Genomic DNA, 12,669 nt, shown 5'->3' with positions numbered 1-12,669 from the left:
ATTGCTCACCAATTAACGGGTAAAAGGACCTCTAGACTACTACAGGACTTGTTCTATCACTCGAGACCGTGTTCCGACCGCCGTTTGGCTACCGACGTGCAGGCACAGTCAGGCACAACTGACTTTGACGTATATCGCACTGTTTGAACCATGCTAGAACTCGCACTCATGTTCTTCGTCATCGCGATTATCGCCGCCGTTCTCGGCTTGTCGGGAATCGCTGGTATCACGATGACGATCGCGAAGTGGCTCGTGCTCATTTTTCTGGTACTGGCGATCCTTTCGATGCTTCTCTAATCGCTCAGCTGCCAAAACTAGCTCCTGAGACCGGCGGTTACTCGGCGTCGATCAGCAACGAATAGAGGAGACACCCGAGCCCGCTCACACCGCCGAGTCGACTTTCTCCGAGCAGTACGAGGAGAAGTGCGACGAGAGCGATCCCAACAGTGCGACACTGACGGTGAGGTTCGCCGTGAGGTCGTCGGCGATTCGATCGTCGCTTCCGAGATTCGTTCATCGAGTGCTGGGGGGAGTTGGCGATATAAATCACGTTGCGACCGTCCGCCGAGTCAGCAAAACAGCGAACCCGGAGCCTCACTCCTCAGTAAGCAACGTTTCGGTCGCGTACTCCTCCCGCAACACCTTCTTGTCGAACTTTCCGGTCGCAGTCTTTGGCACCTCGTCGATGAAGACGACGGCGTCGGGCGTCCACCAGTCGGGGTACTCCGCGCCGACGAATTCCTCGAGTTCGGTTTCGAACTCTTCCTCCTCGAGGTCGGCACCGTCGGCCGGGACTACGAACGCGGCCGGTCGTTCCTGCCAGCGTTCGTGGGGAACGCCGATGACGGTCGCCTCGCTGACCGCGTCGTGGGCCATGATGGCGTTCTCGAGTTCGACCGAGGAGATCCACTCGCCGCCGCTCTTGATCACGTCCTTGGCGCGGTCGACGATCTGAATGTAGCCCTCCTCGTCGACGGTGACGATATCGCCGGTCTTGAGCCACGAACCCTCGAAGTCGGCGTCGTTCGCGTCGGGGCGTTCGAAGTACGAATCCGTTACCCACGGCCCACGGACGTAGAGCTCGCCGAAATCGTCTCCGTTCCACGGGATCTCCTCGCCGTCGTCATCGACTACCTTGAACTCGAGACCGGGAACGACCAGCCCTTGTTTGCCGCGTTTGTCGTACTGTTCGTCGTCGGTAAGTCTGCCGAGTCCCTCCTTGAGGTGAGCCACGGTTCCGATCGGGGACATCTCGGTCATCCCCCAGGCGTGGACGACGTCGACGCCGAGGTCGTCGTACTGCTCGATCAGGCTCTTCGGAGCTGCGCTGCCGCCGATGACGATCCGCTCGAGCGAGGAGAGATCGGCCTCGTTCTCCTCGAGATACTCGAGGATGCCGAGCCACACCGTGGGAACGCCGGCCGAGAGCGTGACGCCTTCGTCTTCGATGAGCGAGACGAGATCGGCGGAATCGGGTGCGGGCCCCGGATAGACGTGTTTCGCGCCGGCTGCGGTGGTCGTAAACGGCAGTCCCCAGGCGTTAACGTGGAACATCGGGACAACGGGCATCACCACGTCTTCGTCGCGAACGCCCAATCCCTGCGGGGTGAGCGTCGCCATCGTGTGCGACCAGAGCATCCGCTGGGTGTACTCCACGCCCTTCGGTTTGCCCGTCGTTCCGGAGGTGTAACACATCCCCGCTGGCGTTTCTTCGTCCAGTTCGGGCCAGTCGTACTCGGTCGAGTGGCTCCCAATGAACGACTCGTAGTCGGTAACCGGCTCGAGACTCGTTTCGGGAACCTCGGAGCCGATGACGACGTACTGCTCGACGCTCGAGAAGGCCGTTTCGTCGTAAGCTTTCTCGAGCGGTTCGAGCAGCGACGGATCGACGAACAGGATTTCGTCTTCGGCGTTTTCGACGATGTGCTGAATGTGTTCGGGCGGCAACAGGGGATTGATGGTGTGGAGTTGTCCCCCGATATTGGGTGCGCCGAAGTAGAGTTCGGCGTGCCTGCTGTGGTTCCAGCAGAAGGTGCCGACGCGCTCGCCGTTGTCGCTGTCGATTCCGACCTCCTCGAGCGCGTTAGCTAACTGGCGGGTTCGGTCGGCGTACTCGCTGTAGGTACGGCGTTCGATTCCCTCGTGCGTTCGCGAGACGACCTCTCGGTCGGGATACAGTCTCTCCGCACGCCACAAGAACGGCTTCAACGTCTGGTCGTACCCTGCCATGTCTCTGCGTTCTGCCCTATCGTTCATAATAGTACGTGTTGGTCTCAACGCCGCGAATTGAACGGTATGGGACGAACGTTCCCGTCGCGTCGTTTCCGTTCATCACTGTCCGAAGTCGTCGGTTGGGTGCCGACTCGGCACCTCGATGGGCATGTTATATCAGATAGGCTAAACAACCTCGGGGTCTTCATCCGATTCATGGTTTCCTATAAGTCCAAAGCGGTCGAACGGATCCGGTTACCCTCGAGCGAGGAACGCGAACGCGCGCTCGAGGAAGCCGGCTACAACGTCTTCAATCTCGCAGCCGACGACGTTTATATCGATCTTCTGACAGACAGCGGAACGGGGGCGATGAGCGACGACCAGTGGGCCGCGCTCCACCGCGGTGATGAATCCTACGCCGGTTCGCCGAGCTTCGAGCGCCTCGAGTCGGCCGTCGAGGACGTGATGGGATTTCCGCACGTAATCCCGGCCCACCAGGGACGAGGGGCGGAAAACGTCCTCTACGGAACCTTGCTCTCCGAAGGCGACGTCGTTCCGAACAACACCCACTTCGATACGACTCGAGCTCACGTCGCGAATCAGGGTGAGGAGGCCGTCGACTGCCCGACTGAGGGGGCTCACGATCTCTCGGCGGAGGAGCCGTTCAAGGGAAACTTCTCGGTTGAGCGCGCTCGCGAGGCCGTCTCGGAAGTCGGTGCGGAGAACGTTCCCGTCGTCATCTCGACGATCACGAACAATTCGACGGCGGGTCAACCGGTCAGCATCGAGAACACGCGTCGCGTTCGAGCGTTCGCCGACGAGATCGACGCGACGTTCGTCATCGATGCCTGTCGGTTTGCCGAGAACGCCTGCTTCGTTCGCGAACGGGAAAACGAGTACGCGGACGCGACGGTCACCGAGATCGCCCGCGAACAACTCGAGTACGCCGACGCCGTCGTGATGAGCGGGAAGAAAGACGGCCTCGTGAATACGGGCGGGTTCGTCGCAACTCGAGACGAGAGCCTCTTCGAGCGTTGTAAGAGCCGAGCGATCCTCTACGAGGGATTTCCGACCTACGGCGGGATGGCCGGACGGGACCTCGAGGCGATGGCCGTCGGACTCCGCGAAGCCGTCGAAGACGCCTATATCGAGGATCGGATCGGGCAGGTCCGGTCGCTCGCCTCGATGCTCGAGGAAGCCGGAATCCCGATCTATTCGCCGGCGGGCGGCCACGCGGTGTATCTCGACGCGGGCTCGTTCTATCCGCACCTCGACTCGAGCGGGTTTCCGGGGCAGGTGCTGGTCTGTGAACTCTACCGCGAAGGCGGGGTTCGGGGAGTCGAGCTCGGGAGTTTCGCGTTTCCCGATTCCGATCGACCGGAACTGGTCAGACTCGCGATTCCGCGCCGAACGTACCATCGAGAACACTTCGAACACGTCCTCGAGACGGCCGTCGATGTCTACGAGAATCGAGAAAACGTGAACGGGCTCCGACTTGCAACCGAGCCTGAGATTCCCGAATTGCGGCATTTCACGGCCGAGCTCGAGCCGATTTCGGACTGATCGGGTCACGACCTCACCGCTACGGAGCGACGCTTCAGCGTTGTCGCGGCCGGCAGTAAGGAGTACCGGCTCCGATGTGGGGATCGTTAGCTCTGCAGGACGCGCCGTGCGCGGTCGCCGAGCGTCGGTTCCGGTTCCGCGCTCGTCTCGCTCCCGAGTCGCCGTTTGGCCTTCGTCCGAAGGCCGCCCGAGCCACCCGACGATCCGGACGTGTCGACGATCCAGTTGGGAAGCTGTCCCTCCATCTCCGAGCGCTTTTTCGCTTTCATCTTGCTGTAGCGCCGCAGAAGCAGGCCGATCCCGATGAACATCCCGGCGTCGAGCAGTTCCCGACGAAACCGCGTCGAATCGTCTCTGACCGCGAGCGCCTTCAACAGCGATATGACACCGATTCCGAGATACAGCAACGAGTTCCGCGACGGATCGCCACTGAGTATCCGTTGTAGATTCATGCGCACCGACGTACCACGTTATTACCCATAAAACCGCCCCGCGCCTTCAACGAGGGCGTTCCAGCGAGCCGCGATACCGCTCACCGTCGATCGGTTCGATCGAGAACTCGAGCGACTCGTAAAACGGGCACACGTCGGCATCAAAGCGCGCAGTCAGTCGTCGCTCGCGCTCTATGGCTCGTTCGATCAGGCTTCGTCCGATCCCCTTCCCGCGATGTCGTCGACGGACGCCGATCGCGCTGATGTGTGCCCCGTCGCTGCGGCCCTCGGGTTCTCCGACAGGCTCGAGGACGATTGTCCCGAGTACTCGTTCGGCCTGCGCACTCGAAGCGTTCGACCCTTCGGTCGACTCCCATCGATCGCCGGCAACGAACACGTCGTTCGCGTCGATCCGGGCTTCGACATCACCGGGCTCGAGCATCGCGGCGTCGAGGATTCGCCGGACCTCGAGGACATCGTCCGGGGAAGCGGTACGAGTGAACATTACTGTGCGACGGCGTCGATCCCGAACGGGGGTATTCCCGACAGCGATAGCCGGTTCGGATCGCTCGAGCGAGCAGAGGCCAGATCGGTTGTGCACCCCGAGCGGCCGGTGACGCCTGTTCCGGTCATTGGCGAATGGGTAGGGCTCAACGGAGAAAACTGTCGGCCTTTCAGCGGTGTTCGGGTTGTCCAACTATCACGACCCCGCCCGTAATTAGCTAAACGATTAAGGGGAAATAGCTGTCATATAGTGACATATGGGTCATGTGAACACGCTACCTCAAACCTTCATCAATCTCGGTCGTTCGCGGAGCGTCTCTCACCGTCGACGCCCCTCGAGACAGCGGTCAGTGCGAGGCGAACGATCGTGAGTCTAATCGCGATTATCGATATCTCCCATCCCGACCTCGCGCTGGCACCGACGGTCCGCGAGTGTCCGGAGACGTCCATCGAAGTCCTCTCGCACACGTCGACGGACCCCGAGACGGGAATGTTCTTCTTCCTCGTCGACGGCGCTGACGAGACGTTCGACGAGGCGCTCGAGCGAGACCATACTGTCGACACGTGGTCCCTCGTAGACGATCTCGAGCGGACGCGTATCTACCGGCTTCAACACACCGAGGGGACGAAACTCATCTCGCCGATGACGATCGAACTCGGCGGGTTACTGTTGCGGGCGGAGAGCAACGATCGCGGCTGGACGGTACGGCTCCACTTACCGGATCGAGAAGCGCTCTCGTCGGTGTGGGAGTACTGCGAACGTGAAGATATTTCGTTCGAGCTGTATCGAATGTTCCGCCGAGACGAGTGGACGGACGGAACGTCTCCGAACGTCACCGACGAACAACGCGTCGCACTGGAAACCGCCCACGAGGAGGGATACTTCGAAGAACCTCGTAAAACGTCGCTCGCCGAACTCGCCGATCTGCTGGAGATTTCACCGACGGCCGTCGGCGGCCGCATTCGTCGGGGGACGGGACAACTCGTTTCGAACACGCTCCTCGAGGAAGACGAGGGGAACTCCTAGGTCTCCTCGGAAGGCGTCGTACTCGTGTCCCCTCTCTCCGACTCCCCGACGAACGGTACGTACAGGTAGAACAGTTATCGGGCCGAGATTGCGCTCCTCTGAATCTTGTCCGAAGGGCCTGCTGAATGCAGAGAAAGGACGTCGCAAACTAATTCCGTTTGTTTCAGGTGTTCTGTGTTGAGACCTCTCTGTCAGTAGACCTACTTACGAACTATACGTTGCCCATTTAATATGTAGGGCATTCGACGAATGTGTCTACACTTGATCCGTGTTTTTCTGTTTACGGGGTGGGTAGGCGCAAAACCCCGCCTTTCAGGGCGGGGAGGATGTCAATCGGGTAACGACTCTCACTCGGTCCGCTAGTCGTTCAAAACGCGTTCTTCGGGCGATGGTCGGCCCGGGTAGATCCCGTACCTCGCGAACCAGTAGAGTACCGTAACCGCGAGCGCACAGAGGACCGCGGTCCCGGCGAGCGCCTCGAGTGCGGCGGCCGCGACGGGTCCGGAGAACGCGTTCCCGACCGCTGCGGCCTGCTCGCTCGAGGGTGACGTCGCGAGGCCGTATGGGAGGAACGCGACAAACGCGAGCGCCCACCACCGTTTCGTCGTGAGCCGAAGGGAGTCTCTCGGGCGGTCGTCGACGGTACTGGCGACACCGAAGAGGCCGATACCAATCAGGAAGAGTGCGGGAACCGTGCGGGCGGATGGGACAAACCCGTCGTTAATCGCGACGCCGAGCGCAACGACTCCGGCTGAAACTGCAAGGAGGAGCGAGGGTGCTTCGGGGAGGGGCTGAGACATATTGAACAGCAGTAACGGCTGATCGTACAAGTGTCTCGCGAACTTCGAAACTATCGGTTTTGGTGAAGAAACGGTTCGCTGACTCCCATCGGCGTACAACAAAGAACGTATTACCACCGCGGACGAGACGAACGTGAGATCAATGCGACAGGACTCGAACGAAATCGCCGTCGAACGAGCACACGCCGAATGCCGCGCGAGCACGTAGAATAATGTCGATACTCAACCAGCTGTGGAAGCGCTACGTCTCGAGTTCTCCCGACCAGTATCAGGCGTACGTCGCCTTTCCACCGAGGGCTGACCAGCTGTCGATCGGCGATGTTCACGACCGGATCGAAGAATTAGAACGTTGTTTCGAAGGTCGGCTCGACGTCTACGCCAAGTCGCGGGGCGTCGCGGTCGCCACGGACCGCGTCCCGGCCGAGCGATTCGACGTGGACGCGTTCGAATCGGTCCTCGAGCGGATTGAGGACGCCTACGCCGCGACGCACCGACTCGCCCAGGTCGAGAAGTGTCGACCGGTCGACGGTCGTCTCGTCACGTCCTACGTGGTCGTACCCGTCAAGCCGCTCTTTCCGCGCGCTACGACGGACCGGTCGAACCGGTCGACGGAGCGGCTTTCGCCGCCGATCGAGTGAGGGGTTCAGTCGTCTTCAGCACCCGGCCCAGCGCTGGGTTCTGATCCTGGGTCGCGGTCGCCGCCGCGTGGCCCCTCATCGCTTCGCGTGTTCTCGGTCGGCGTGACCGTACTCGTCCGCCCCATCCAACGGTCGATGTTCTCCGAGACGTAGTCCTTGCCGCCCCAGCCGAAGGCGACGCCGGCACCGATGGCGACGGCGGCCGCGAGTCCCCACGCGAGCGCTCGAGCGAAAACGTACAGGATGCCGACGTTGATCCCCATCGTGTCGAGGCCGATGACGATCGCGGTGAAGTAGAGGAACATGCGAGCCCCGTTCGCGAACCAGCCCGCGTACGCCGTCTGGGCCGCAGCCTGCGTTCGTTCGATGACGTCGCCGATGAAGTCCGCGACGACGAATCCGAGGACGATGACGAGCAGGCCCGCGATGAACGCCGGCAGGTACGAGACCGCCGTCGAAATCCACTCCGAGAGCGTGGGGATCGCGAGCGCGTTCGCAGCCGCGAGGATGGCGATCGCGTAGACGAACCACTTCGCCAGCTTCCCGAACGCACTGGAGACCGCTCGTTCCGTGCCGCCGAGTATCCGCCCGAGCGGGGTCTCGAGCACCATGCGATCGAGTTCGACGCCGTCCGCGAGCCGACGGACGACCCCGGCCGCAAGGCGACCGATGACCCAGCCGATGAGCAGGATGACTATCGCACCGACCAGTCGCGGAAGGAAGGTGATCAGTTCGGCTACCGGGTCCTGTAACCATTCTGGGACCTGTACCTGTTGTGCGGGTTGGATTTGAACCATGCCTATCGTAGTTCCGGCTTCCCGTTCTTTGTAATTGTCTAGGTATTTTTGAGTCTGTAAAAAACCCACTTGCCGATGTGGCCGACACGACCGATGAATTGTCTGCTACGGCGAATCACACGCCACGAGGCTCGTTACAAATCGACACTGGCTGAATCGTCCGTCTACGTATCAACGGACACGAACGCTGTCGAGACCGCGAGACGGAGACCCGATAACAGACGATTGACCGGAAACGATGAACGAAGTGACAGAAAGTGCTACAAAGCGGATAATTCGAATCGACGACGGCTGACCGAACGTCTCAGTTCCCGTTCATTGCTCGAGCGCGAACACGATCGGAAGCGCAGGTCGACGCCGCTCACTCGTCCCACCGCTCCCAGCGGGACCGATCGTGATCACGCGGTCGAGCGTCGATCGAAGTCGGTCGATCGCGGTCGCCTTTCGACGATCGAACTGCTAGTTATAACGCGGTGAGTGGTCTCCTATACGAGGCCAGTACGGCCGCTTAGTCCGCAAACGAAGCGCGAGACCACAGGTTGAGAGCGCACGATATTCGCCACCGTGGGTGGTTTGGTAATACCGTATTACTCGTCCTGCTCGAAATCGACTCTCGCATCAGTGCATACTGGCGGTACGTGAGGCGTGGCCGTTCCGGGTGGGATTTCTCGTCGAGAACAGCGGAACTCCACGGAGCGGACCGAACCTGGCGGAACAACGCTGGCACTGCGTGTCGATATGCCAGATGTGAATCGACGTGTAGCACTGACGCCGCTTACCCGCCTTTGATCAGCCGAAGCACCGTAACGTGCTCCGACTCGACCGGCTGATCTTCGGGGACGGGACGGCCGTCGACGAGGACGGACACCTCGTGGGGGCTTAGGTCGATTTCGGACAGAAGGTCAGCGTAGGTCGGTTCCCCAACCGCGCTTTCGGCCGATTCAGTTGGGACGTCCTCGAGGGAAAACTCGTGGGTTTCCTCGCCTTTGACGTCCACGGTAACGCGCATGGTCGTCGTTGTCGCCGTTCGAACTTGAGGGCGTCGTTGCTCGGTTTGGAAACGTACTCGGACCTGGTGTTCGGTTCGCGAGACCTTCGGACGGATGCGAGAGACGGAACGCTCACTCGGATGAACGACCGTTCCTGACGAACAGCACGGCCGCACACACGAAGAGATAAATCCCCAACAGGAAGTGAAACCAGCCGTCGGGAAGACTGTCCGAAATCCCCATGAAATAGTCCAGAAAAAGCAACGCACTCACCGAGATGAGTATGGTCACTTCGAGATCATCCGGAACGTACTGGCCGATATTCGTCATTCGAATGTAGGTTTGTTACTATCGGTTGATAACTCTAGCTACTTCACTCTCTTCAGGCCCATCGATCAAGTAACGGGACGCGACGAGATCGACCGAATCAGTCGGCGGCCGGTCCCTCGGGACTCGTCGGCGTCGGCGACTCGCGGCTTCGCCGTCGCTGCCCGTACAGCGCCATCGAGAGTGCGCCGAGACCGAGCAGGAATATCAGGAAGTTAGCCAGCCCGCCGACGATGGGAACCTGCGTGAGTATCGCGCCGCCGACCATGCCCACGACGAGCGCGAGCCAGCGATTGCCGACGCCCAGAAGTGACAGGAACCAGGCGGCCACGGCGAACCGCCCGTAGACGACTCCGATCCAGACGACCAGCGCGAAGAGGAACCCGCCGACGATCGAGAGCGGAATCCCGATGACCGTAATCGCGATCGCGACCAACGCGATCGGAATTCCCACCAGCAACAAGAGCCCGACCAACCCTGATCGGACGGGAGCGGTCGCGACGCGTTCGGCGACGTCGTCCGAAAACCGAGGGAAGAGCGCGAGCAACGCCGCCCCCAGCAACAGGTTCAACGCGAGCGTGTAGAGCGCGAACAGCCACGACACGATCGGCTCGAGCGCCGGTTCGAATCCGATGCCGAGCGACGAATCCTGGCTGATGTCGCCCGCAACGACGCCGGTGTCACCCTCTAAGCTGCCGTTGTACTCGAGGTCGCCCGCGATAGCGGCCGTCTCGCCGAGCTGGATCGTGTCGGCACCGATCGCCGCGTCGCCGTTTATCGTCCCGTCGACGGTGACGGTTCCGGCACCGACCTGAAACTCGCCCTCGACCGTTCCGTCCTCGCCGAGGATGACGTTTCCGCCGGCCGCGCTCACGTCTCCGCTGACGGTGCCGTCGACCTCGAGGTTGCCCGAGACGCTCGAGATGTCGCCGCCGACTTCGCCGTTGACGTAGACGTTCCCGGCGACCGAACTCACGTCGCCCGTGACCGTGCCGTCGACGATGACGTTGCCCGCGAACGCCTCGACGCTGTCGACGGTTTCGCCCTCCTCGACAGTGACGGTGCCGCCGACGCCGTCGGATCCGCCGATCGATTGGGCGGCGGCGAGTCCGGGTGCACTCCCGAGGACGAGCGCGGCGATCAGGACGAAGACGGCGACTCGAGTGAGTGTGTCGCTCGTTCGCTTCCTCGAGGCGTCACCCGCAGGGCGCTCCGAAGCGTCGCTCTCCGATGCTGTCATGGTTATCGTTGACATATCGAAAGTACGTCGTCACGGACGATAAAACGGTGTCTGTGATGACATCTTTCGAGAGCGTTTGAGCGGGTGACTTGTGGGGGGTTCAACGATGCTCTCGCTTCGGTCGTTTTATCTTCGGCCCTCCCCTTTCGGCGTGTATGAGCGAGGCCGACGCCGAGACCGCGGAGTCGACGCCGGGGCGGACCGAAGTCTGGATCGAGAAGTACCGCCCGGAGCGCCTTGACGAGATCAAGGGCCACGAGGATATCATCCCGCGACTCTCCCAGTACGTCGAACAGGACGACCTGCCGCACCTTATGCTGGGGGGGCCAGCCGGAACCGGAAAAACGACCGCCTCACAAGCTATTGCGCGTGAAATATACGGAAGCGACTGGCGGGAGAACTTCCTCGAGTTGAACGCCTCCGACCAGCGCGGAATCGACGTCGTCCGCGACCGGATCAAGAACTTCGCCCGCTCGAGTTTCGGCGGCTACGACTACCGAATTATCTTTCTGGACGAGGCCGACGCGCTCACCTCCGACGCCCAGTCCGCGCTTCGCCGGACGATGGAGCAGTTTTCACACAACACGCGATTCATTCTCTCGTGTAACTACTCGAGTCAGATCATCGACCCCATCCAGTCCCGGTGTGCGGTGTTTCGGTTCACCGAACTCTCCGAGTCGGCGATCGAGGCCCAGATCCGCGAAATCGCCGAGAACGAGGATATCGAGGTGACCGACGACGGCGTCGACGCGCTGGTCTACGCCGCGGCCGGCGACATGCGCAGAGCGATCAACGGCCTGCAAGCCGCGGCAGTGATGGGTGAAACCGTCGACGAGGAGGGGGTCTTCGCGATCACGGCCACCGCCCGCCCCGAGGAGGTCGAGGAGATGGTCAAACAGGCCATCGACGGCGACTTCACGGCCGCTCGCTCGACCCTCGAGACGCTCCTGATGGACCGCGGGCTCGCGGGCGGGGACGTCATCGATCAACTCCACCGCTCGGCCTGGGAGTTCGACCTCTCGGAGAAAGCGACCGTTCGACTGCTCGAGCGACTCGGCGAGGTCGACTACCGCATTACGGAAGGCGCGAACGAGCGACTACAGCTCGAGGCCATGTTGGCGGCGCTGGCGCTCGAGGACGAATCCTGATCCGAAGGCGGTTTCGACGGTTGTTTCTGCGCTTGTCGGCTCTATCCGGTGAGTGTCGACTTCGCTGCCGACCACTCCTCACGATTCGGGGTGACCCATGGAACGAGGACGACCGCCGCGAGGAAGAGTGCAGACCAGGCCACGATGAAGGCATCGTTGCCGATCCCCAGGTCGGTCACGAACCAGGTTCCGACGACGACCAGAACCCCTGCGACCGGGAGGACGTACTTCAGGACAGTGTCCCGAATTAGGTCCGCGACGGTCGGTGCGAACTGCCACGCGAGCAACGCGCCGACGCCGCCGCCGAAGACGATGTGGGAGTTCCGGCTCCCGACCAGTACGACTGCGGCTATCCCGAACGCCGTCCCGACCGCCAGCGCGGCTCTCGTCTCGTCGGTCGAGTAGTGTCGAACCAGGTAGTATATTGCCAGAAAAGCGAGCCCGTAGGCGATGCCGCCGGCGACATCGCCCGGGTAGTGAACCGCGAGGCCGACTCGAGTCAGCCCGACCCACAGCATGACGGCCGTTCCGACGACGGCTCGTTTCGCGAGCGTGCTAACGGGGAGGTCGATGACGAGCATGCCGACGATGACCGTCGCCGCCATGGCGTGGCCGCTCGGGAAACTCGCGGTGGAAATGTGGGCGGCGTGTTCGTACCACGGGACGAACCAGTCGGGGAACGATTCGGCACCCACCGGGGGACCGACGGTCGGTCGGGTCGCCGTGTGGTAGGACTTGGTCAGCGACATCAGGCCGTAGTAGCCGATGACGCCGCCGAGCCACGGGGCGACGAGGTCGCGCTTGCGCCAGTAGGCGGCGATCATCGCGGGAGCGATTAGGTAAACGCTCCCCAGATACGAGAGGACGACCATGAGGACGCCGAGCCAGGTGGGGATTGCATCACGGACGGCTTCGACAACTGCTGGATCGAACCACATCGCGCAGTGATCAGAGACGACAACGTGTAGTATTTTCGTTTTGGATAACATTTCTA

Annotated in this window: 16 protein-coding genes; 5 read left to right on the top strand and 11 right to left on the bottom strand. The window is 61.6% G+C overall.

The features are described from left to right. Positions 1 to 150 precede the first annotated feature (150 nt). On the top strand, positions 151 to 297 hold the full coding sequence (locus tag ACZ5C7_RS07630; RefSeq protein WP_459887663.1) for a DUF1328 domain-containing protein: 147 nt from the start codon (positions 151 to 153) through the stop codon (positions 295 to 297). 37 nt (positions 298 to 334) lie between these two features. On the opposite strand, the gene ACZ5C7_RS07625 is transcribed toward ACZ5C7_RS07630, so the two are convergent. Next, positions 335 to 517, bottom strand: a complete 183-nt coding sequence (locus tag ACZ5C7_RS07625; protein ID WP_464375741.1) for a hypothetical protein — start codon at positions 515 to 517, stop codon at positions 335 to 337. 77 nt (positions 518 to 594) lie between these two features. Continuing rightward, the gene (locus tag ACZ5C7_RS07620) at positions 595 to 2,229 is read right to left on the bottom strand and encodes a long-chain fatty acid--CoA ligase (protein ID WP_464375740.1); all 1,635 of its coding nucleotides are present in this window, start codon (positions 2,227 to 2,229) and stop codon (positions 595 to 597) included. Positions 2,230 to 2,427: 198 nt separating this feature from the next. Here ACZ5C7_RS07620 and ACZ5C7_RS07615 point away from each other — a divergent pair, with 198 nt between their 5' ends. After that, complete coding sequence (locus tag ACZ5C7_RS07615; protein ID WP_464375739.1) at positions 2,428 to 3,774, top strand: tryptophanase; 1,347 nt, start codon at positions 2,428 to 2,430, stop codon at positions 3,772 to 3,774. Positions 3,775 to 3,860: 86 nt separating this feature from the next. On the opposite strand, the gene ACZ5C7_RS07610 is transcribed toward ACZ5C7_RS07615, so the two are convergent. The 3 genes from ACZ5C7_RS07610 to ACZ5C7_RS07600 are packed head-to-tail and all read right to left on the bottom strand — an operon-like array spanning position 3,861 to position 4,838. After that, the gene (locus ACZ5C7_RS07610) at positions 3,861 to 4,226 is read right to left on the bottom strand and encodes a hypothetical protein (protein WP_464375738.1); all 366 of its coding nucleotides are present in this window, start codon (positions 4,224 to 4,226) and stop codon (positions 3,861 to 3,863) included. Between the two features lie 46 nt (positions 4,227 to 4,272). After that, the gene (locus tag ACZ5C7_RS07605; RefSeq protein ID WP_464375737.1) at positions 4,273 to 4,710 is read right to left on the bottom strand and encodes a GNAT family N-acetyltransferase; all 438 of its coding nucleotides are present in this window, start codon (positions 4,708 to 4,710) and stop codon (positions 4,273 to 4,275) included. Next, on the bottom strand, positions 4,710 to 4,838 hold the full coding sequence (locus tag ACZ5C7_RS07600; RefSeq protein ID WP_464375736.1) for a hypothetical protein: 129 nt from the start codon (positions 4,836 to 4,838) through the stop codon (positions 4,710 to 4,712). Before ACZ5C7_RS07600 ends, ACZ5C7_RS07605 begins: the two co-directional genes overlap by 1 nt. A 238-nt stretch (positions 4,839 to 5,076) precedes the next feature. On the opposite strand from ACZ5C7_RS07600, the gene ACZ5C7_RS07595 reads away from it, so the two are divergent. Beyond that, entirely contained in the window at positions 5,077 to 5,736 is a 660-nt protein-coding gene (locus ACZ5C7_RS07595) for a helix-turn-helix domain-containing protein (protein ID WP_464375735.1), read from the top strand. A gap of 359 nt (positions 5,737 to 6,095) precedes the next feature. Here ACZ5C7_RS07595 and ACZ5C7_RS07590 read toward each other — a convergent pair whose 3' ends face one another. After that, positions 6,096 to 6,536, bottom strand: coding sequence for a DUF1467 domain-containing protein (locus tag ACZ5C7_RS07590; RefSeq protein WP_464375734.1), 441 nt, complete (start codon positions 6,534 to 6,536; stop codon positions 6,096 to 6,098). Positions 6,537 to 6,748: 212 nt separating this feature from the next. Between ACZ5C7_RS07590 and ACZ5C7_RS07585 the strand changes: the two genes are divergently transcribed. Beyond that, positions 6,749 to 7,174, top strand: coding sequence for a hypothetical protein (locus ACZ5C7_RS07585; protein WP_464375733.1), 426 nt, complete (start codon positions 6,749 to 6,751; stop codon positions 7,172 to 7,174). A gap of 5 nt (positions 7,175 to 7,179) precedes the next feature. Here the strand turns inward: ACZ5C7_RS07585 and ACZ5C7_RS07580 are convergent, their stop codons facing one another. The 4 genes from ACZ5C7_RS07580 to ACZ5C7_RS07565 form a co-directional block, all read right to left on the bottom strand. Further along, positions 7,180 to 7,971 carry a mechanosensitive ion channel family protein gene (locus tag ACZ5C7_RS07580; RefSeq protein ID WP_464375732.1) on the bottom strand — a complete coding sequence of 264 codons (792 nt, stop codon included), beginning with the start codon at positions 7,969 to 7,971 and terminating at the stop codon, positions 7,180 to 7,182. A 775-nt stretch (positions 7,972 to 8,746) separates the two neighbouring features. Beyond that, positions 8,747 to 8,980 (bottom strand): ubiquitin-like small modifier protein SAMP2, encoded by a 234-nt coding sequence (gene samp2, locus ACZ5C7_RS07575; RefSeq protein WP_464375731.1) that lies wholly within the window; start codon positions 8,978 to 8,980, stop codon positions 8,747 to 8,749. 112 nt (positions 8,981 to 9,092) lie between these two features. Beyond that, positions 9,093 to 9,290 (bottom strand): hypothetical protein, encoded by a 198-nt coding sequence (locus tag ACZ5C7_RS07570; RefSeq protein ID WP_464375730.1) that lies wholly within the window; start codon positions 9,288 to 9,290, stop codon positions 9,093 to 9,095. 97 nt (positions 9,291 to 9,387) lie between these two features. Then, complete coding sequence (locus ACZ5C7_RS07565) at positions 9,388 to 10,542, bottom strand: bactofilin family protein (protein WP_464375729.1); 1,155 nt, start codon at positions 10,540 to 10,542, stop codon at positions 9,388 to 9,390. A gap of 140 nt (positions 10,543 to 10,682) precedes the next feature. On the opposite strand from ACZ5C7_RS07565, the gene ACZ5C7_RS07560 reads away from it, so the two are divergent. Continuing rightward, the gene (locus ACZ5C7_RS07560) at positions 10,683 to 11,675 is read left to right on the top strand and encodes a replication factor C small subunit (protein WP_464375728.1); all 993 of its coding nucleotides are present in this window, start codon (positions 10,683 to 10,685) and stop codon (positions 11,673 to 11,675) included. A 41-nt stretch (positions 11,676 to 11,716) separates the two neighbouring features. Here ACZ5C7_RS07560 and ACZ5C7_RS07555 read toward each other — a convergent pair whose 3' ends face one another. Further along, positions 11,717 to 12,613 (bottom strand): phosphatase PAP2 family protein, encoded by an 897-nt coding sequence (locus tag ACZ5C7_RS07555; RefSeq protein WP_464375727.1) that lies wholly within the window; start codon positions 12,611 to 12,613, stop codon positions 11,717 to 11,719. Between the last annotated feature and the right edge of the window lie 56 nt (positions 12,614 to 12,669).

The sequence above is a fragment of the Halostagnicola alkaliphila genome, assembly GCF_055379965.1.
The sequence above is the reverse complement of the archived record's forward strand: the minus strand, read 5'-3'. Positions and strand labels throughout refer to the sequence as shown.

What these genes read in the sequence shown, in the direction of transcription:
- ACZ5C7_RS07600 (WP_464375736.1), bottom strand. Translation starts at nt 4,838, where the DNA reads ATGACCGGAACAGGCGTCACCGGCCGCTCGGGGTGCACAACCGATCTG.
- ACZ5C7_RS07610 (WP_464375738.1), bottom strand. Translation starts at nt 4,226, where the DNA reads ATGAATCTACAACGGATACTCAGTGGCGATCCGTCGCGGAACTCGTTG.
- ACZ5C7_RS07620 (WP_464375740.1), bottom strand. Translation starts at nt 2,229, where the DNA reads ATGGCAGGGTACGACCAGACGTTGAAGCCGTTCTTGTGGCGTGCGGAG.
- ACZ5C7_RS07585 (WP_464375733.1), top strand. Translation starts at nt 6,749, where the DNA reads ATGTCGATACTCAACCAGCTGTGGAAGCGCTACGTCTCGAGTTCTCCC.
- ACZ5C7_RS07560 (WP_464375728.1), top strand. Translation starts at nt 10,683, where the DNA reads ATGAGCGAGGCCGACGCCGAGACCGCGGAGTCGACGCCGGGGCGGACC.
- ACZ5C7_RS07615 (WP_464375739.1), top strand. Translation starts at nt 2,428, where the DNA reads ATGGTTTCCTATAAGTCCAAAGCGGTCGAACGGATCCGGTTACCCTCG.
- ACZ5C7_RS07570 (WP_464375730.1), bottom strand. Translation starts at nt 9,290, where the DNA reads ATGACGAATATCGGCCAGTACGTTCCGGATGATCTCGAAGTGACCATA.
- ACZ5C7_RS07605 (WP_464375737.1), bottom strand. Translation starts at nt 4,710, where the DNA reads ATGTTCACTCGTACCGCTTCCCCGGACGATGTCCTCGAGGTCCGGCGA.
- ACZ5C7_RS07590 (WP_464375734.1), bottom strand. Translation starts at nt 6,536, where the DNA reads ATGTCTCAGCCCCTCCCCGAAGCACCCTCGCTCCTCCTTGCAGTTTCA.
- ACZ5C7_RS07555 (WP_464375727.1), bottom strand. Translation starts at nt 12,613, where the DNA reads ATGTGGTTCGATCCAGCAGTTGTCGAAGCCGTCCGTGATGCAATCCCC.
- samp2 (WP_464375731.1), bottom strand. Translation starts at nt 8,980, where the DNA reads ATGCGCGTTACCGTGGACGTCAAAGGCGAGGAAACCCACGAGTTTTCC.
- ACZ5C7_RS07630 (WP_459887663.1), top strand. Translation starts at nt 151, where the DNA reads ATGCTAGAACTCGCACTCATGTTCTTCGTCATCGCGATTATCGCCGCC.
- ACZ5C7_RS07565 (WP_464375729.1), bottom strand. Translation starts at nt 10,542, where the DNA reads ATGTCAACGATAACCATGACAGCATCGGAGAGCGACGCTTCGGAGCGC.
- ACZ5C7_RS07625 (WP_464375741.1), bottom strand. Translation starts at nt 517, where the DNA reads ATGAACGAATCTCGGAAGCGACGATCGAATCGCCGACGACCTCACGGC.
- ACZ5C7_RS07580 (WP_464375732.1), bottom strand. Translation starts at nt 7,971, where the DNA reads ATGGTTCAAATCCAACCCGCACAACAGGTACAGGTCCCAGAATGGTTA.